Raw genomic sequence first — 16,369 nt, forward strand, 5'->3', positions numbered from 1 at the left:
TTATTTTTGGAAAAGGAAAAGGTAAATGAAAAATAGATTTTTTGTAAAGGAAAAAAGCCTTTTGCTGATTGCAGGCATTGTGTGGCTGATGGCAGGCTTTAATGTTGCCCGATTGGGTGTGCTGTCCTATTTGCAGATTGAAAGGCAGTGGTATTTATATTTGCTGTCCATGCTTGTGTTTTTTCTTTTTGGAAGAATGTTTTTTAAGATGAGCAAAAAGCATACAAAGCGCATTATAGCCTATGAGGAATATCGTCCGTTTTGGCATTTTTTTGATAAAAAGGCTTATATTATGATGGCTTGCATGATGGGTGGCGGCATTGGTCTGTGTGCCGCAGGGGCTTTTCCGGATACATTTGTTGCGTTTTTCTATTCCGGCTTGGGCTGCGCCTTGGCATTGGCAGGCGTAGTGTTTGCAAGAAATTATTTATGCTATCACAATTTGATGGAAAGGGAACAGGAAGCATGAGAGAAATTATTTGACAGCTTACGGACTCTATGGCAGCATAGAGTTCGTTTTTTGGTAATAACCAAATAAGGACGTTCATCAAAAAAGAAAGAACGTCCTTATTTATTGTTTTTTAGTTGCTTAGATATTTCATCATAACCTGAAGCAAAACATTCATGTCAATAGGCTTAGCAACATGGTCATTCATGTCTGCCTCCAGTGCGGCCTGCTGATCCTCGGAAAAAGCATTCGCTGTCATTGCAAGAATGGGTATTTCTGCTTTTTTTCGATTTTCCAGCTGCCTGATTTTTTTCGTTGCCTCATAGCCGTTTAGAATCGGCATTTGAATATCCATCGGAATCAAGTCATAATAGCCATCCTCTGCATAACTAAGCATATCCACACACATCTGACCATCCGCGGCGTGTTCAAAAATCGTATACAAAGAATGGAACAGCGCCTCTATATCCTCAGCCTCTAATCGCAGGGTGGCTGTTCCGCTTTCGATGCGGGCAATCAATTACCCACCAGACAGTCGGAATCCATCCGGCAGTCGGGGCAATATCCACATACCAGGTATCGTTCGGAATCCCACATTCAACGGTAAGGCAATTTTGGGGCATATCTTTTTGGCTCTTTTTACGGCGGTGCTGCATTTATCCATTTCGGGGTACTCCTTTTAGAATAGTATTTTTACAAGATAAATCATATTTATTTATGATGGAAGCTTATTCACCTAAAGATAACATAACATGGATTTTATGTACACGTCAACAGATTGATAAAAAAAGAGGTGCGGGCAAATAGCCCGCACCCCCAAGAGTGAGTCTGTTTCCTTTTCGATGCTTTCCGATTTATCAGTCCGCCTGCATCGGCTTAACCTTCTCAATGAAGCGATGGAGCATGGCGGCGATCTCAGCGCGGGTCGCCGTACCCTGTGGATCAAGCAGAGTTTCGGCTTTTCCCTTTATCAATCCGTTGCCGACTGCCCATTGCATTACCATTTTTGCGTAATCCGTAATCTTGTCCGCGTCCTCGAATTTGTCAAGATTTCCTGTGACGGTCAGCTTGTAGCCCTTGTAGTCCGCGTAGCGGTAGAAGATGGCGGTAAGCTGTTCGCGGGTAATGGGATCGTCCGGGCCGAATTTGTCTTTGCTGTAGCCTGCAAAGATGCCGTTCTCTGCCGTCCATGTGATTGCGTCGGCGTACCACCTTCCGGCTTCCACATCGGTAAAGCTGTTTTCGCCCTTCGGCGCGAGGCTGCCCTCCATGCGCCAGAGAATGGTTGCCATCATGCCGCGTGTCACCATCCCGTGCGGACTGAACAGGGTCTTGCTCGTGCCGAGCATCAGACCATTTTTGTAAACGAACATCGCATCGTTGTAGAACCAGTCCTTTTCGGAAACATCAGTAAAGGGGTTTACGACTATGTCCGGATTTTCATTTGCGCGCCAGCCTGCGTATACGGTCATATTCTTCGTAAGAGAAACCTCGGAAACCTGATTTGTCAGGTTGTGGTCGCTGTACCAGCCGATAAAGGTATACCCATGCCGAGTCGGAACGTATTTTGTCAGGCTGATGAGGGTGTTGTTTGCTTCCCGCATGTCGGTTATAGCACTGCCGCCATTGGTTTCAAAGTGCAGCGTGTAATAGGTGACGGACGGTTTGCGGCTGCCGCCACCGCCGCCACTGCCGCCTGCAAACTTCGCCGTCAGCTTGGTTACATTCGCCGAGACGCTTTCGCCGGGCGCGTAAAGGTTTCCGTCACTGCCAAGCCACTTAAAGTAATTTTCGGTATTTCCGTCCGGGCGGGTCAGACCATCGGACGCAGGCGCGGTAAACGCGCTGTCATTTTTCACAATGATTTGAATATCCTCAGCGCTATCACCCAGCTTGCCGCCGCCAAGGGCAAGGGTAACGGCCTTCAGCCCGTCAGCGTCCAGCGCGTCAGGGTTCAGGACTTCAAGGACGGGGCGGAAACCGAGGATGCCGTTCTGGTACGAGGACGAGTTGAACTCCCAGCCGCGGGCCGAGTGGAACCCGCGAACCGCACGGAATGGAGTCGAATTATCGGGTCTGGTGTCTTGCCCCCAGGAAGCCATCCGCTTCCAGTTTTTGATATATCCGTCGTTCTTGTCCAGTAGCTTATCCCATTCGTTGCTTTGGGGCGTGCCACGCTGGGACTCATTCAAGCCTGTACGATCACTTCCCACAGACGGTGCGCGCAGGGTATAGTCCACGCCGCCGGCGACATAGTCCTTGCCGAAAATCAGATCTGCAGTATTCAGGTCATTCCAGCTTACCGTATGCTTTACGGCATAATCTGCCACAAACAGGCTGTGGGGATATTTGTTCTGCTGTGCATATTCCTCGGTGGTTTCCCTCTCCGATGTGAGCTTGTAAGCATCCACTGTTCCGGCGTAGGTAAAGGGGACATAGTGCATTGTTTTATCCGGCAGTGCGTCATTCACCGTTCCGGGAATACCCATTGCCGATAGGTCAAAGTAATATCTGCCGCCGAGGGCAAGGTTGAACTGCTCGTAAAACAGTGCCGTCAGCTTGGTTACATCCGCCGGAACGCGATCGCCGGGCGCGTAAAGGTTTCCGTCACTGTCAAGCCACTTAAAGTAATCTTCGTTATTTCCATCGGGGCGGGTCAGACCATGGGATGCAGGCGCGGTAAAGCTCTCGCCGTTTTTCACGATGATTTGAATATCCTCGGAGCTATTACCCAGCTTGCCGCCGCCAAGGGCAAGGGTAACGGCTTTCAGCCCGTCAGAGTCCAGTGTGTCAGGGTTCAGAACTTCAAGGACGGGGCGGAAACCGAGGCCGACGTAATTATACCAGGACGAGTGGTGATCCCCGTAGCGGGCAGAGTCGTACCCACGGACCGCACAGCGCGGCGCAGAAGTACTCCAAGTATCTTGTCCCCACGAAAACATCTTGCCCCAGTTTTTGATATATTTGTCGTCCTTGTCCAGCATCTTATCCCATTCGTTGTTTTGTGGCGTGACGCGCCGGGACTCACCCGAACCTGTACTACCACTTCCCACGGACGGCGCACGCAGCGTATAGTCCACGCCGCCGGATGCGTAGTTTTTGCCGAAAATCAGCTTTGCGGTATTCAGGGCATCCCTGCTTACATCCTTCGTTACGGCATAATCCGCCACAAACAGGCTGTGGGGATATTTGTTGTTCTTTGCATACTCCTCGGTGGTTGCCATCGCTGATGTAAGCTTGTAGGCATCCACTGTCCCGGCGTAGGTAAAGGGAACATAGTGCATTGTATTATCCGGCAGAGCGTCATTCACCGTGCCGAGAATGTTTTCGGCGGAGAGGTCAAAGTAATAGGTGTCGCCGGGATCAAGGTTGAACTGCTCCTCGACCGTATCCTCCGGGGTCTGCGCCTCCTGCGCACGGACAAGGGCGTAGAGCCCGACAACATAGATATTTTTCAGATCCCCCATCGATGGATCGCCGGTACCATCCTCGCTGAACATAACCAAGCCAAGGTAGGCATCCTGCGTCCCGTCATAGTCACTTGCTGCCTTTTCAAATGCCGGATAATCTGGATAGCGCGTAATAGGATTGCCGTTGCATGTCAAGACAGTCTCATCTGTGATGGGCTTCTGCGTGTAGAAGGCGAAATACAGCAGATAGATGTTGTCCTTCTCGTAAGTATCATCCGCTTTCAGCTTTTTGGGCTCGCCGTCCTGCTGCCACAGCGCGGGGCCAAACTCAAGGAACGTCAAGCCACTGGCGGATGCTGCCGAGCCATCTCCTATCTTTTTGCCTTCCTCCGGTTTGGGGAAGGTAATATCGACGCTTGTCAACGCTTGCGTAGGCGTATCCTCGTTACCCTCGGCAAAGACCGCCGTTGGCATAAGGCATAGCACCATACACAAGGTGAGCAGGATGCTGAGTATTCGTTTCTTCATAGGCTTTCTCCTCCTGTTCGTTTCGGTTGGACTTGCTCGTCCCACCTTTTTTCTGATTTTCTTTGTTTCTGAGCCGAATGCACAGCGCGATAATCGCTGCCGCCGCTGCAAAGGAAACGAAGGTCATCGGCACATGGCCGTTCGCGTTCTCCCACAGCAGTATCGTGCCGAAGATGCATCCAACGGGTGTTTTCGCGCACTCTTTGCTTGACGAGCGCGACTCGTATTGCGGTATCGTACATATCGTTCGAACCTCCTTTCTCCGTTTGTGTGAAGCTGTGGCTGAAAAGTCTTTTCACTTATATAGGTACATAAAATCGGAAAAACTCTCACCCAAAATGCAAATATTTTTAAATTTTTTCAATTTTTTTTAACAATGTGGCTCTTGGAAACGGATTGCCGTTCGATGGCGCTCTCTGCACTGTGCCTGACCTCGCAGAATACCCTCTATTTGCAATCAATTCGCATATTGACAAATGCAAAACAGTACGGTATACTAATTTGCAAATAAGTTGCAAATTGGAGGGGTGACTGATGGTAAGGTATCTGACGCGGCAGCGCAAGCAGCTTCTCAAATATCTTTCAGAGCATACAGACGAACAGATGACCGCACGGCAGATAGCCGATGCACTGACGGCAGAGAGCATCAGCATCAGCGCCGTTTATCGTAATTTATCCGCCTTGGAGGAGGAGGGAATTCTGAAGCGCAGTATCCGAGAGAACACCAGAGAGGTGTATTATCAATATATTGCCGCAGAGGGATGTAAGGACAGTCTGCATCTATCCTGTCGGGTATGCGGGAAAAGCATTCATCTTGGAGAAAAGGAAACGGAACAGCTTCTGCATAGCACGCTGGAAAGCACAGGCTTTCAAATCGACAAAACGGAAACGATTCTGTATGGCGTTTGCGCCGATTGCAGAAAATAAAAGAGCAGAAAATAGAAGGGTGGTGAGCAGAATGGAAAGAAAAAAGAGAAATAGAATTGCAGCATTGCTTCTTGCCGTGACCATTCTGGTCATCATGCTTTACTCTGCTTTTTTTGTTGCGGCAGAAGCCGACCACGATTGCGTGGGCGAAGGCTGCCCGATTTGCTATCAGATTGATGCTTGCCAAAACACACTGAAAAGCCTTTCGCTTGCTGTATGCGTTACAGCCGTTGCTGTTGCGTTTACATATATTTTGTGCAGGTGTATTTCTCTCTGCACGGACTATGCACAAAGAGATACCTTGGTATCTCTCAAGGTGAAGCTTTCGAATTAAATAAGAGCCTTTTACAAGGGTGAAGTCTATCTGTTTTCGGATAGGCTTTTGCGGCGTTGCTGTTACCCTTGTATTTTTGTGCCTATTTTTAGTTCTTATTATAATTCGGAGGTAAATATAATCATGAAAAAGATAACTGCGCTGCTGCTTGCGCTTTTCATGCTTGTCGGCGCTCTTGCCGGCTGCGGAAAGCAGAATGATACCAATCAGACTGATAAACTGAGCATTGTCACCACCATTTTTCCTGAATATGACTGGGTTAGGGAAATCCTTGGTGACAAGGCTGATAACGCAGAAATCACAATGCTGCTGGATAACGGCGTTGACCTGCACAGCTATCAGCCTACCGCTGATGATATTGTTAAAATCTCAGATTGCGACCTGTTTATCTATGTAGGCGGCGAGTCCGACGAATGGGTGGAGGATGCTCTGAGAAATGCCGCCAACGGGAATATGAAGGTTATCAATTTGCTGGAGGTACTGGGTGATTCCGTAAAAACGGAAGAAATCGTTGAGGGGATGCAGGAGGAGGAGCACGAGCACGAGGATGCAGAGGAACACGAGCACGAGGATGCCCATGCACATGAGGATGCAGAGGAGCACGAGCACGAGGAGGAAACTGACGAGCATGTTTGGCTGTCCCTGAAAAATGCCAAAATGCTGGTCAGAGTGATTTCCAAAGCCTTGCAGGAGCTTGATCCCAACAACAAGGATATCTATGCCGCCAATGCCGATGCTTATGTAAAGAAGCTGTCTGCTCTTGATGCAGAGTATCAGACAGCCGTGGACGCAGCAAGCAATAAAACCATCCTGTTTGGCGACCGTTTTCCGTTCCGCTATCTGGTGGATGATTATGGTCTGCGTTACTATGCCGCTTTTGTTGGCTGCTCCACTGAAACCGAAGCCGGCTTTGAAACCATTTCGTTCCTTGCCAAGAGGGTGGACGAATTGAAGCTGCCCTGCGTTTTGACTATTGAGGGCGCACAGCACAAGATTGCCGAAACCATTGTTCGGAACACGACAGCGAAAAATCAAAGGGTGCTGACGATGGATTCCATGCAATCCACCACTTCTAAAGATGTGAAAAACGGCACGACTTACCTCTCCGTTATGGAGAAAAATCTTTCTGTGCTGAAGGAAGCATTGAGATAAGGAGGTAGGTTCATGGCTCAGCTCACTTGTCAAAGGCTCTGCGTCGGCTATGAGGGAAAGTCCGTTCTGCAAGAACTCAATTTTGAGATTTTTGCAGGCAGCTATCTCTGCATCGTAGGAGAAAACGGTTCCGGCAAGAGTACACTTATGAAAACGATTCTCGGCTTGCAGCCACCTATCAGCGGCAGAATTTTGACAGGCGATGGGCTGAGGAAAAATGAAATCGGCTATCTGCCGCAGCAGACCGTTGTCCAGAAGGACTTCCCGGCAGCTGTGAGAGAAATCGTTCTCTCCGGGTGTCAGGGACGCTGTGGCAGCCGTCCTTTTTATAGCAAAGAAGAAAAGCAGCTTGCGGCGGCGGCTATGGACAGGATGCAGATTGCACAGCTTGCAAAACGCTGCTATCGGGAGCTGTCCGGCGGACAGCAGCAGAGGGTTCTGCTTGCCCGTGCGCTGTGTGCCACCCGAAAAATGTTGCTTCTCGACGAGCCTGTTTCCGGACTTGATCCCAAGGCGACAGCGGAAATGTATGCGCTTATCGAAGAGCTTAACCGAAACGATGGCATTACGGTAATTATGATTTCGCACGATATTACTGCCGCAGTTCAATATGCCAGCCATCTTCTGCATATTGGAGACACCGTTTTTTTCGGAACAAAAGCGGAATATCTCAGAAGCCCGCAGGGGCGGCTGTTTGCCGCAGAGAAGGGGGGCGATGAACAATGACCGCTATTTTGGAAAAGCTGACCCTCTATTGGACATATCCCTTTGTCCGCTATGCGCTGGTAGTCGGCGTGCTGATTGCGCTATGCTCGTCCTTGCTGGGCGTGACGCTGGTGCTGAAACGGTTTTCCTTCATCGGCGACGGACTTTCCCATGTGGCGTTTGGCGCAATGGCGATTGCCGCCGTGCTGCAAATCACAAATGAAATGCCGCTGGTAATGGTCATTACGATCAGCAGCGCCGTGCTGCTTTTGCGTACAGGGCAGAACGCGAAAATCAAGGGCGATGCGGCGATTGCCATGATTTCGGTGGGAGCGCTTGCCATCGGCTATCTGGTGATGAATATTTTCTCCACCTCATCCAACCTTTCGGGCGATGTGTGCAGTACGCTGTTTGGCTCCACCTCCATCCTGACGCTGTCTCCCGTAGAAGTGTGGCTTTGCGTTGGAATGTCGGTGCTGGTCGTGGTGGTGTTTATTCTGTTTTACAATAAAATCTTCGCTGTGACCTTTGATGAGGACTTTGCAAGGGCAACCGGCACAAAGGCAGGGCTTTACAATCTGCTGATTGCAATCGTTGTTGCCATCATCATCGTGCTGGCGATGAACCTTGTCGGCTCTCTGCTCATCTCCGCACTGGTAATTTTCCCGGCGTTGTCCGCTATGCGGATGTTCAAGAGCTTCCGCAGCGTGACGATCTGCGCCGTAGTTTTGTCGGTGTTGTGTTCGCTGATTGGTATTCTGGCATCTATCCTCGCCGGAACACCGGTAGGCTCGACAATCGTTGCTGTTCAGATTGTCGCTTTCGCTCTATCGTGGCTGACAGGTACAGCTATCGGAGGTGTGAGAAAATGAAAAATCTGTTTTGCGTAGTACTGATTGCCCTGATGCTTTGCGCTCTTGCCGCCTGCGGAGGTGAGGGGGATAAAGAGACAGCCGATAATCAGACACCGAATGCCTCTGCTTCACAAAATCAATCGATGGAAAAGGAATCGGGGTCTGCGCCTGCTGCCTCCGCGCCTGTGCAAAGCGCAGACGGCATTGATGTTGACCTGACAAAGCTCAGCAGTACAATGGTCTATTCTGAGGTTTACAATATGCTCTATACCCCTGATGACTATATTGGGAAAACGGTTAAAATGAAGGGTGCTTTTGCATATTACGAGGACCCCGAAACAAAGGAGCAATATTTTGCCTGCATCATTGCCGATGCGATGGCTTGCTGTTCACAGGGATTGGATTTTATTCCGACCGACGAGTACACCTATCCGGACGATTATCCGGAGCTAAACGCAGAGATAACAGTCACAGGAGCCTTTGAGATTTATGAGAAAAACGGAATAAAGTATTGTAGGCTTGCGAATGCTGCGATTGAGAGCTAAGGCTGATGGTGTGCTCTGCTTTCCGAAGCATGATTCAAAAAGTGGTGACAAGAAAATGCTCTGTATTCTGCATTATAATTTGCTATCAGAGAAGGGCTTATAATTAAATATCTGAACGAAACAAAGGCAGCTGACGAAAAAATTGCAGCTGCCTTTGTTGTTTGAAAAACTGCGTATACAGGAGGGTAAAGGACTGTTTTGTGTAAATGCAAGAAAAAAGCAAGAATATAAGCGTGGCGTTTTTTGCGAATGATGTTAAAATAGCAATATATGTATCGCAAAGGAGGAGCTATTTCGTGTCAAAAACAACCTTGATTGATTGTTGTATCAAAAAATACGCTTATCGTGAAATATCGGAAATTTATAAAGAGATTGGGGCTTCCCCGCAGGGACTGTTTCCCGAACAGGTGGATGGCATGCGCCGGAGATACGGCGAAAACAGCTTTGCAAAAAGGAAGAAGGATACCATGCTGCGCTGCTTGCGTCGTGCCTTTATCAACCCGTTTCATATTATTCTTTTTGTGCTTGGGATGATTTCCTTGGCAACCGATGTTGTGCTTGCCTCTAATTTTGCCAGAAACGCCACCACTGCTATCATCATTTTCTCCATGATTTTGACGAGCGGTGTAATCCGTCTGATTCAGGAGCTGCGGGCGAAGAATGCGGCGCAGCAGCTGGAACGGCTGATTCACGAAAGCATTACAGTTCGGCGAGCGGGAGATCTGCAGGAAATATCGGCGGAAGAATTGGTGGTCGGGGATATTGTTCTGCTTTCGGCGGGAGACCGCGTGCCTGCGGATATCCGTTTGACGAAGGTCAGTGATTTATTTATTTCGCAGGCTGCCATCACGGGCGAAAGTGCGATTCTGGAAAAAAATTGCAATACCCTCAGCTATGGCAGTACGGAAACGCTGACACAGCTTGAAAATCTTGCCTTTATGGCAACAACGGTTATCGGCGGCAAGGGCGAGGGAATTGTGCTTGCGGTTGGGAAGGATACGTTATACGGCAGCTTTGAAAAATCGGATGCAGAGGAGAAGCAGTCGTTCCAAAAGGGTGCCAATTCGATTGCATGGGTAATGCTTCGCTTTATTGTGGTGCTGATTCCCATTGTGTTTGTGCTGTTAAGGCTGACGGGCGGAAAATGGTTGGAATCCTTTGCGTTTGCGCTTTCCGTTGCGGTAGGGCTGATGCCGGAAATGCTGCCGATGGTAATTACCGCCTGCCTTGCGAGGGGCAGCCTGAGCATGAGCCGTAAGCAGACCATCATCAAGGATATCAACGCCATGCAGGGTTTTGGCAGTATGGATGTGCTTTGTATGGATAAAACGGGAACGCTGACGAATGAGAGCATTTTGCTGGAATACTACATGGATGTGCTAGGGAACGAAAGCACAAGGGTGCTGGATTTTGCCTTTTTGAACAGCATATATCATTCGGGTGTCTGCAATCCCATTGATAATGCAATTCTTGCGTGCCAGACAATGCCGGGGCGCAGTGCGTATTATACAAGATTGCTTGCGCAGTATCAAAAAACGGACGAGATTCCATTTGATTATGCCCGTAAATTTGTCAGCACGCTTGTGACGGAGGCAGACGGAGCAGGGCAGCTCATTATCAAGGGGGATATTGCGCATGTTGTGGCGCGCTGCGGCTTTGTGGAATATCGGGATGCCATTTTGCCGATGGATGAGGATAAGATGCGAAGCGTGGCCTCTGTGGTGGATGAAATGCTGCAGGATGGGATGAAGGTGATTGCTGTTGCACGAAAGAGGATAGAAAAGCAAAATCGGATTTTGCCGGAGGATGAACAAAGCATGATTTTGATGGGCTATCTTGCCTTTTTTGATGCACCGAAGAAAACCGCAAAAACCTCTGTGGAGGCGCTCAAAAGGCTGAAGGTTACCCCGAAGATTCTGACGGGAGACCAAGCAGATGTGGCAGTTTCCGTCTGCCGCAGGGTAGGGATTCCCTCCGAAACGGTGCTGACAGGTGCGCAGATGGATGAGATGACGGATGCAGTACTTGGCGCAGCCGTTGAAAAAATCCATGTTTTTGCGGAGCTGACACCGGGGCAAAAGGTGCGTCTGGTTTCCGCCTTGAGCCAAAATGGGCATACTGTCGGATTTTTGGGGGATGGCATTAACGATATTCCTGCACTTTGTGAGGCAAATGTAGGCATTTCGGTGGATACTGCCGTGGATGCGGCGAAGGATGCGGCGGATGTGGTGCTGTTGCAAAAGGATTTGGGTGTGCTGGAGCAGGGCATTTTGGAGGGGCGAAAAACTTTTACCAATATGCTCAAATATATTAAAATTACAGCAAGTTCGAACTTCGGCAACATTTTTTCCATTGTGTGTGCCAGTGCGTTTTTGCCGTTTTTGCCAATGACCTCCTTGCAGATTTTGCTGTTGAATCTGCTGTATGATGTGCTGTGTATCATTCTGCCCTGGGATAATGTGGATGAGGAGGAAACTCTTTCTCCAAGGGATTGGTCCGGGAGGACATTGGGGCGGTTTATGCTTTCCTTTGGGCCAATCAGCTCTTTGTTTGATATCGTGACGTTTTTGTTTTTGTATTATATTCTCTGCCCGATGCTGTGCGGCGGAGTGACGTATCAAAGCCTTATCGATTCTGCAATGCAGATGCAATATATAGCTCTGTTTCAGACGGGGTGGTTTTTGGAGTCCATGTGGACACAGGTGTTGATTTTGCATTTCCTGCGTACACGAAAGATTCCCTTTGTGCAAAGCAGACCATCTGCACCGGTGATTTGCATTACCCTTGCGGGTATCATTGCTTTTACCGCAATTACCTTTACCAAGGGGGCGGCATTTTTCGGCCTGACGCATTTGCCATTTTGGTATTTCATATTTTTGTTGATTGTGGCATTGCTGTATATGCTTCTGACAACGGTGGTTAAGGCCTTTTATCAGAAGAAATATCATGAGCTGATTTGAAAGGAGGAATCCGTCGTGAAAAAGAAGATTGGTTTTGTTTCAATGGATTCTGTCCTTGCACAATGGCTGCTGGAGAAGCTGATACAGGAGCCGCCGGAAAGTGAATGTGCGGAGGATTTGCTTTCGGGCATACATGATATGCTCAGCGGAGAGGCAACGTCACTGCTTTTGAGTACCTCGAAGGAGGCGGAGTCCTCTCTCCCGCCCTCCGATGAAATACGAATCGGTGCGCTGGAAATTTATCCGAAGAGCAGGAGAGTGAGGATGCAGGGAGCGGAGGTTTCTCTTACGCCGAAGGAGTTTGAAATCCTCTATTTTCTTGCACAAAACAGAGGAGAGGTTTTTACAAAGGAGCAAATCTATAAAGCGGTTTGGTCTGAAAATTATCTTTTGGATGATAGCAATATCATGGCGTTCATCCGAAAGCTGCGAAAGAAAATCGAACCCAATCCGGATGAGCCGAAATATATTCTGACGATTTGGGGCATTGGCTATAAATTTAATGATCGGGTGTAACAAATTTGGCGGGCATATTTTTGTCCGCCAAAATTCTTGCTAAATCGCAAGGAAATCGCAAGGTTTTAATCATGTGATTTTCCTTGCGATTTTTGTATTCTGTGAAAGGCACCGAGAGAAACGGTATCAAAGGATTCACTGAATTTTAAAAAGGCGAAATCGATGAAGGGAGAGTGAAAAGTGATGAATGTGACCTGTATCTTTTTTGGAATTCTTTTCACGATAGCAGGCTTTTTGTTTGCATGTGGGAAAGGACATATTCATTTATCGGCGTGGAAGAAAATGCCGCAGGAGGAAAAGAAGCGGATACAAATTGTGCCGCTTTGCCGCAATATTGGGGAAGTGATTGCGCTCAACGGCATCATTTTTCTGATGAAGGGCTGCTGTGCAGGCTTTACAAGCCATTGGTTTGTGATGGCTATGATTGCATGGTTCATTGTGGCAGGCTTTGATGTTTGGTATATCGAAAAAAGCAATCGGTATTACAGAAAATAATCGCAGAAAAAGGAGGTATGAGAAATGAACAAGAAAGAAAACCGCATGGCTGTGCGGCAGACGGTGGAAAAGGCAGTGCTGCGGGATGAGCAGAACCAGCGTATTCAATTTGCGGCTGCCAATCCTGTGCAGGAGGTTTTGAAAAGCCTGCATACCACCCTGCGGGGACTGGATGCAGAGGCAGTGGCGGTCAGCCGCACCAAGTACGGCTCAAATAAAGTGACACATGAGAAAAAGCAATCTCTGGCGAAACGTCTGGCAGGTGCTTTTATCAATCCATTTACGGCGATTTTGTTCTGTCTGGCTGTGGTATCCACCATAACGGATATGGTGTTCCCTTATTTTGCACTTTTTGGGAGCGCGCCGGAGGACTTTGACCCCTTAACCGTAGTCATCATTTTGACAATGGTTATTATTTCCGGCACACTGCGCTTTGTGCAGGAATCCAGAAGCGGCAATGCAGCGGAAAAGCTGCTGGCAATGATAACAACGACCTGCACCGTTACTCGCAGAGAGCAGGAAAAGATAGAAATTCCGATGGACGATTTGGTTGTGGGCGACATTGTGCATTTGGCGGCAGGGGATATGATTCCTGCGGATGTCCGCATTTTAGAGGCGAAGGACTTATTCATCAGCCAATCCAGCTTGACGGGCGAAAGTGAGCCTATCGAAAAAACACCGAGCAGAAGTGTGCAGAAGGAGAGTATAACCGATTATACCAATATTGCATTCATGGGAAGCAACGTGATTTCGGGCAGTGCAGCTGCGGTTGTTGTCAGCACCGGAGACGCTACGCTGTTTGGCTCTATGGCATCTGCGATTGCAGGGGAGGCTGTGGAGACGAGCTTTACCAAGGGGGTCAATGCGGTTTCGTGGGTGTTGATTCGGTTTATGCTTGTCATGGTGCCTCTTGTTTTCTTTATCAACGGGATTACGAAGGGGGACTGGCTGAATGCCTTTTTGTTTGGCATCTCGATTGCTGTCGGCTTAACACCGGAAATGCTGCCCATGATTGTGACAACCTGCCTTGCCAAAGGTGCGGTTTCGATGAGCAAAAAGCAGACTATTGTGAAGAATCTCAATTCGATTCAAAATTTTGGTGCGATGGATATTCTTTGCACCGACAAAACAGGGACACTCACGCAGGATAGAGTTGTTTTGGAATACCATTTGAATGTAAACGGCGAGGATGATACAAGAGTGCTGCGCCATGCCTATTTAAACAGCTATTTCCAGACAGGCTATAAAAACCTGATGGATGTGGCGATTATTCATAAAACGGAGGAGGCAGAGGAGACCGATTCCAGATTACTGGATTTGTCCGAAAACTACGTGAAGGTGGATGAAATTCCCTTTGATTTCACACGCCGCCGTTTGACAACTGTGGTGCAGGATAAAAACGGAAAGACGCAGATGGTAACCAAGGGGGCTGTGGAGGAAATGCTCTCCATTTGTGCCTATGCAGAGTGCGACGGCAGTGTGCATCCTCTTACGAAGGAGGTTCGCCGGCGGATTTTGAAAACAGTGGATGAGCTGAATGAAAAAGGCTTCCGTGTGCTTGCGATAGCACAGAAAAGTAACCCTTCTCCTGTAGAGTCTTTTGGTGTGAAGGATGAGTGTGATATGGTGCTGATTGGATATCTTGCCTTCTTAGATCCCCCGAAGGAATCCACGGCAGATGCCATTCGCGCATTGCAGGCGCATGGCGTGACAACAAAAATTTTGACGGGCGATAATGATAAGGTAACACGCACCATTTGTAAGCAGGTGGGGCTTGAGGTACGCAATATGCTCCTTGGCTCTGATTTGGACGGCATGACGGATGAAGCCCTTGCAAGAGCGGCAGAGACAACGGATGTTTTTGCAAAGCTGACACCCGACCAGAAATCCCGCGTGGTTTCGGTTCTGCGGGGAAACGGGCATACGGTTGGCTTTATGGGGGATGGCATCAATGATGCCGCCGCTATGAAGTCTGCGGATATCGGCATTTCCGTAGATACTGCGGTTGATGTGGCAAAGGAATCGGCAGATATCATTCTTTTGGAAAAGGATTTGATGGTTTTGGAGCAGGGAATCATCGAGGGGCGCAAAACCTATGCGAATATGATGAAGTATATCAAAATGACAGCATCTTCCAATTTCGGCAATATGTTTTCGGTATTGGCGGCATCTGCACTGCTGCCCTTCCTGCCGATGATGAGCGTGCATTTGATTTTCCTGAATTTGATTTATGATTTATCCTGCACAGCAATCCCTTGGGATAATGTGGATGAGGAATTTATCGCAAAGCCGAGAAAATGGGATGCCTCCAGTGTGGGCAGCTTTATGATTTGGATTGGGCCTACCAGCTCCATCTTTGATTTCACAACTTACATCTTTATGTATTTTGTGTTCTGCCCGCTGTTTATCTCGAAGGGGATTTTGTTCAATGACTTGGCGGCGCACTATAATGGCGCAGAGCTTGCGGCAATGCAGGCGCGGTATATCGGGCTGTTCCAGGCAGGGTGGTTTGTGGAATCCATGTGGAGCCAAACACTGGTTATTCATATGATTCGTACCCCTAAGCTGCCGTTTTTGCAAAGCCGTGCCTCTGCCTCTGTGACACTTCTGACCATGACAGGCATTGCCGTTTTGACAGTGATTCCCTTCACGGCATTCGGAAGGGTGCTTGGGTTTGTGGCTTTGCCTGCCGCATATTTTGCATATTTGATTCCCTGTATTCTGCTGTATATGATATTGGCAACCAGCTTGAAAAAGGCCTATGTTCGTCATTATGGCGAGCTTTTATAGGAGGTGTAGGAAATGATGAATTGGAAAGAAATCTGGGTATCGCTTTTCGGAGACTGTGAATGGCTTGGCTTGAATATCGGCTTTTGGGTATCCATGGCTGTGGTAATCGGGATTGTTATTCTGATGAATGTTGTATTTTGGGGCATGAAGCCGCAAACGCAAAAGGAAGAAAAATAAAAATAGGAGGTCTTTTATATGTTATATATAAGGGGGAAAGATTGCTTGCAAGGGTGTAAGGTCTGAACAGAGAAGCTCCGGCGGCTATTTATTGAAGCGAAAAAGCCTTTTTACATAAAAGTAAAAGGGCTTTTTCTATGTTTATTCTGTCTGGATGATATCGTTTTTGTGTTCGGACTGGATTTGCTCTCGGACATCCTCAGTAGCGAAAATCCGCCATTTCTCATTCTGGTAGATTTCAATCGTACCTTCTGTTGTACCATACTGATAGCCAATGTCTTTTCCGAAGTTGGACTGGTTATCCTTGATGGGGCGTTCCGTTCCATCGACTGTGGACGTAATTTCGCCATCCATTACGCCGCAGCGTCCTTCTATGGTGCTGTCATAGCCGGTATCCATGTAGAGTTCTCCATCCACCATGACCATGGGGATGCGTGCTGTTTTTGATTCATTTGTGGGATTTTTCGTTTGCGAACAGCCGCATACACAGGTAACGGCAAGCAGCAATGTCAGCAGCTTTTTCATCTT

At 48.3% G+C, this 16,369-nt stretch carries 16 protein-coding genes; 12 read left to right on the forward strand and 4 right to left on the reverse strand.

The genetic code is table 11. From position 1 onward, the window contains the following. Window positions 1-25 precede the first annotated feature (25 nt). Window positions 26-469: a hypothetical protein gene (locus GPK49_RS02350; RefSeq protein WP_016407327.1), complete on the forward strand. Its 444-nt coding sequence runs from the start codon at window positions 26-28 to the stop codon at window positions 467-469. 112 nt (window positions 470-581) lie between these two features. On the opposite strand, the gene GPK49_RS02355 is transcribed toward GPK49_RS02350, so the two are convergent. The 3 genes from GPK49_RS02355 to GPK49_RS02365 form a co-directional block, all read right to left on the reverse strand. Continuing rightward, window positions 582-968 (reverse strand): response regulator, encoded by a 387-nt coding sequence (locus tag GPK49_RS02355; protein WP_318283817.1) that lies wholly within the window; start codon window positions 966-968, stop codon window positions 582-584. A 337-nt stretch (window positions 969-1,305) separates the two neighbouring features. Then, complete coding sequence (locus GPK49_RS02360) at window positions 1,306-4,386, reverse strand: S-layer homology domain-containing protein (RefSeq protein WP_215676614.1); 3,081 nt, start codon at window positions 4,384-4,386, stop codon at window positions 1,306-1,308. Beyond that, window positions 4,304-4,519: a hypothetical protein gene (locus tag GPK49_RS02365; RefSeq protein WP_215676615.1), complete on the reverse strand. Its 216-nt coding sequence runs from the start codon at window positions 4,517-4,519 to the stop codon at window positions 4,304-4,306. Before GPK49_RS02365 ends, GPK49_RS02360 begins: the two co-directional genes overlap by 83 nt. Window positions 4,520-4,920: 401 nt before the next feature. On the opposite strand from GPK49_RS02365, the gene GPK49_RS02370 reads away from it, so the two are divergent. The 11 genes from GPK49_RS02370 to GPK49_RS02420 all read left to right on the forward strand — a co-directional run bounded on the left by GPK49_RS02370 (window position 4,921) and on the right by GPK49_RS02420 (window position 15,841). Beyond that, window positions 4,921-5,313 (forward strand): transcriptional repressor, encoded by a 393-nt coding sequence (locus tag GPK49_RS02370; RefSeq protein WP_215676616.1) that lies wholly within the window; start codon window positions 4,921-4,923, stop codon window positions 5,311-5,313. A gap of 31 nt (window positions 5,314-5,344) precedes the next feature. Continuing rightward, entirely contained in the window at window positions 5,345-5,647 is a 303-nt protein-coding gene (locus GPK49_RS02375; protein ID WP_124984527.1) for an AraC family transcriptional regulator, read from the forward strand. A gap of 123 nt (window positions 5,648-5,770) precedes the next feature. Beyond that, complete coding sequence (locus GPK49_RS02380) at window positions 5,771-6,799, forward strand: metal ABC transporter substrate-binding protein (protein WP_215676617.1); 1,029 nt, start codon at window positions 5,771-5,773, stop codon at window positions 6,797-6,799. Window positions 6,800-6,811: 12 nt separating this feature from the next. Then, window positions 6,812-7,525, forward strand: coding sequence for a metal ABC transporter ATP-binding protein (locus GPK49_RS02385; protein ID WP_016408527.1), 714 nt, complete (start codon window positions 6,812-6,814; stop codon window positions 7,523-7,525). Continuing rightward, window positions 7,522-8,376, forward strand: coding sequence for a metal ABC transporter permease (locus tag GPK49_RS02390; protein ID WP_016408526.1), 855 nt, complete (start codon window positions 7,522-7,524; stop codon window positions 8,374-8,376). Before GPK49_RS02385 ends, GPK49_RS02390 begins: the two co-directional genes overlap by 4 nt. Beyond that, window positions 8,373-8,903 carry a hypothetical protein gene (locus GPK49_RS02395; protein ID WP_215676618.1) on the forward strand — a complete coding sequence of 177 codons (531 nt, stop codon included), beginning with the start codon at window positions 8,373-8,375 and terminating at the stop codon, window positions 8,901-8,903. The genes GPK49_RS02390 and GPK49_RS02395 overlap by 4 nt, the downstream gene beginning before the upstream one ends. Before the next feature lie 296 nt (window positions 8,904-9,199). Further along, window positions 9,200-11,863 carry a magnesium-translocating P-type ATPase gene (gene mgtA / locus GPK49_RS02400; protein WP_215676619.1) on the forward strand — a complete coding sequence of 888 codons (2,664 nt, stop codon included), beginning with the start codon at window positions 9,200-9,202 and terminating at the stop codon, window positions 11,861-11,863. 15 nt (window positions 11,864-11,878) lie between these two features. Then, the gene (locus GPK49_RS02405) at window positions 11,879-12,379 is read left to right on the forward strand and encodes a winged helix-turn-helix domain-containing protein (RefSeq protein WP_016408523.1); all 501 of its coding nucleotides are present in this window, start codon (window positions 11,879-11,881) and stop codon (window positions 12,377-12,379) included. A 183-nt stretch (window positions 12,380-12,562) separates the two neighbouring features. Next, complete coding sequence (locus tag GPK49_RS02410) at window positions 12,563-12,874, forward strand: DUF3784 domain-containing protein (protein ID WP_215676714.1); 312 nt, start codon at window positions 12,563-12,565, stop codon at window positions 12,872-12,874. 24 nt (window positions 12,875-12,898) lie between these two features. Continuing rightward, complete coding sequence (gene mgtA, locus GPK49_RS02415; protein WP_215676620.1) at window positions 12,899-15,664, forward strand: magnesium-translocating P-type ATPase; 2,766 nt, start codon at window positions 12,899-12,901, stop codon at window positions 15,662-15,664. 12 nt (window positions 15,665-15,676) lie between these two features. Further along, entirely contained in the window at window positions 15,677-15,841 is a 165-nt protein-coding gene (locus GPK49_RS02420; protein WP_215676720.1) for a hypothetical protein, read from the forward strand. Window positions 15,842-15,982: 141 nt separating this feature from the next. On the opposite strand, the gene GPK49_RS02425 is transcribed toward GPK49_RS02420, so the two are convergent. Then, on the reverse strand, window positions 15,983-16,366 hold the full coding sequence (locus GPK49_RS02425) for a hypothetical protein (RefSeq protein ID WP_215676621.1): 384 nt from the start codon (window positions 16,364-16,366) through the stop codon (window positions 15,983-15,985). Window positions 16,367-16,369 lie beyond the last annotated feature (3 nt).

The organism is Clostridium sp. MCC345, assembly GCF_018785345.1.
Taxonomy (GTDB): Bacteria; Bacillota; Clostridia; order Lachnospirales; family Anaerotignaceae; genus Anaerotignum_A; species Anaerotignum_A faecicola.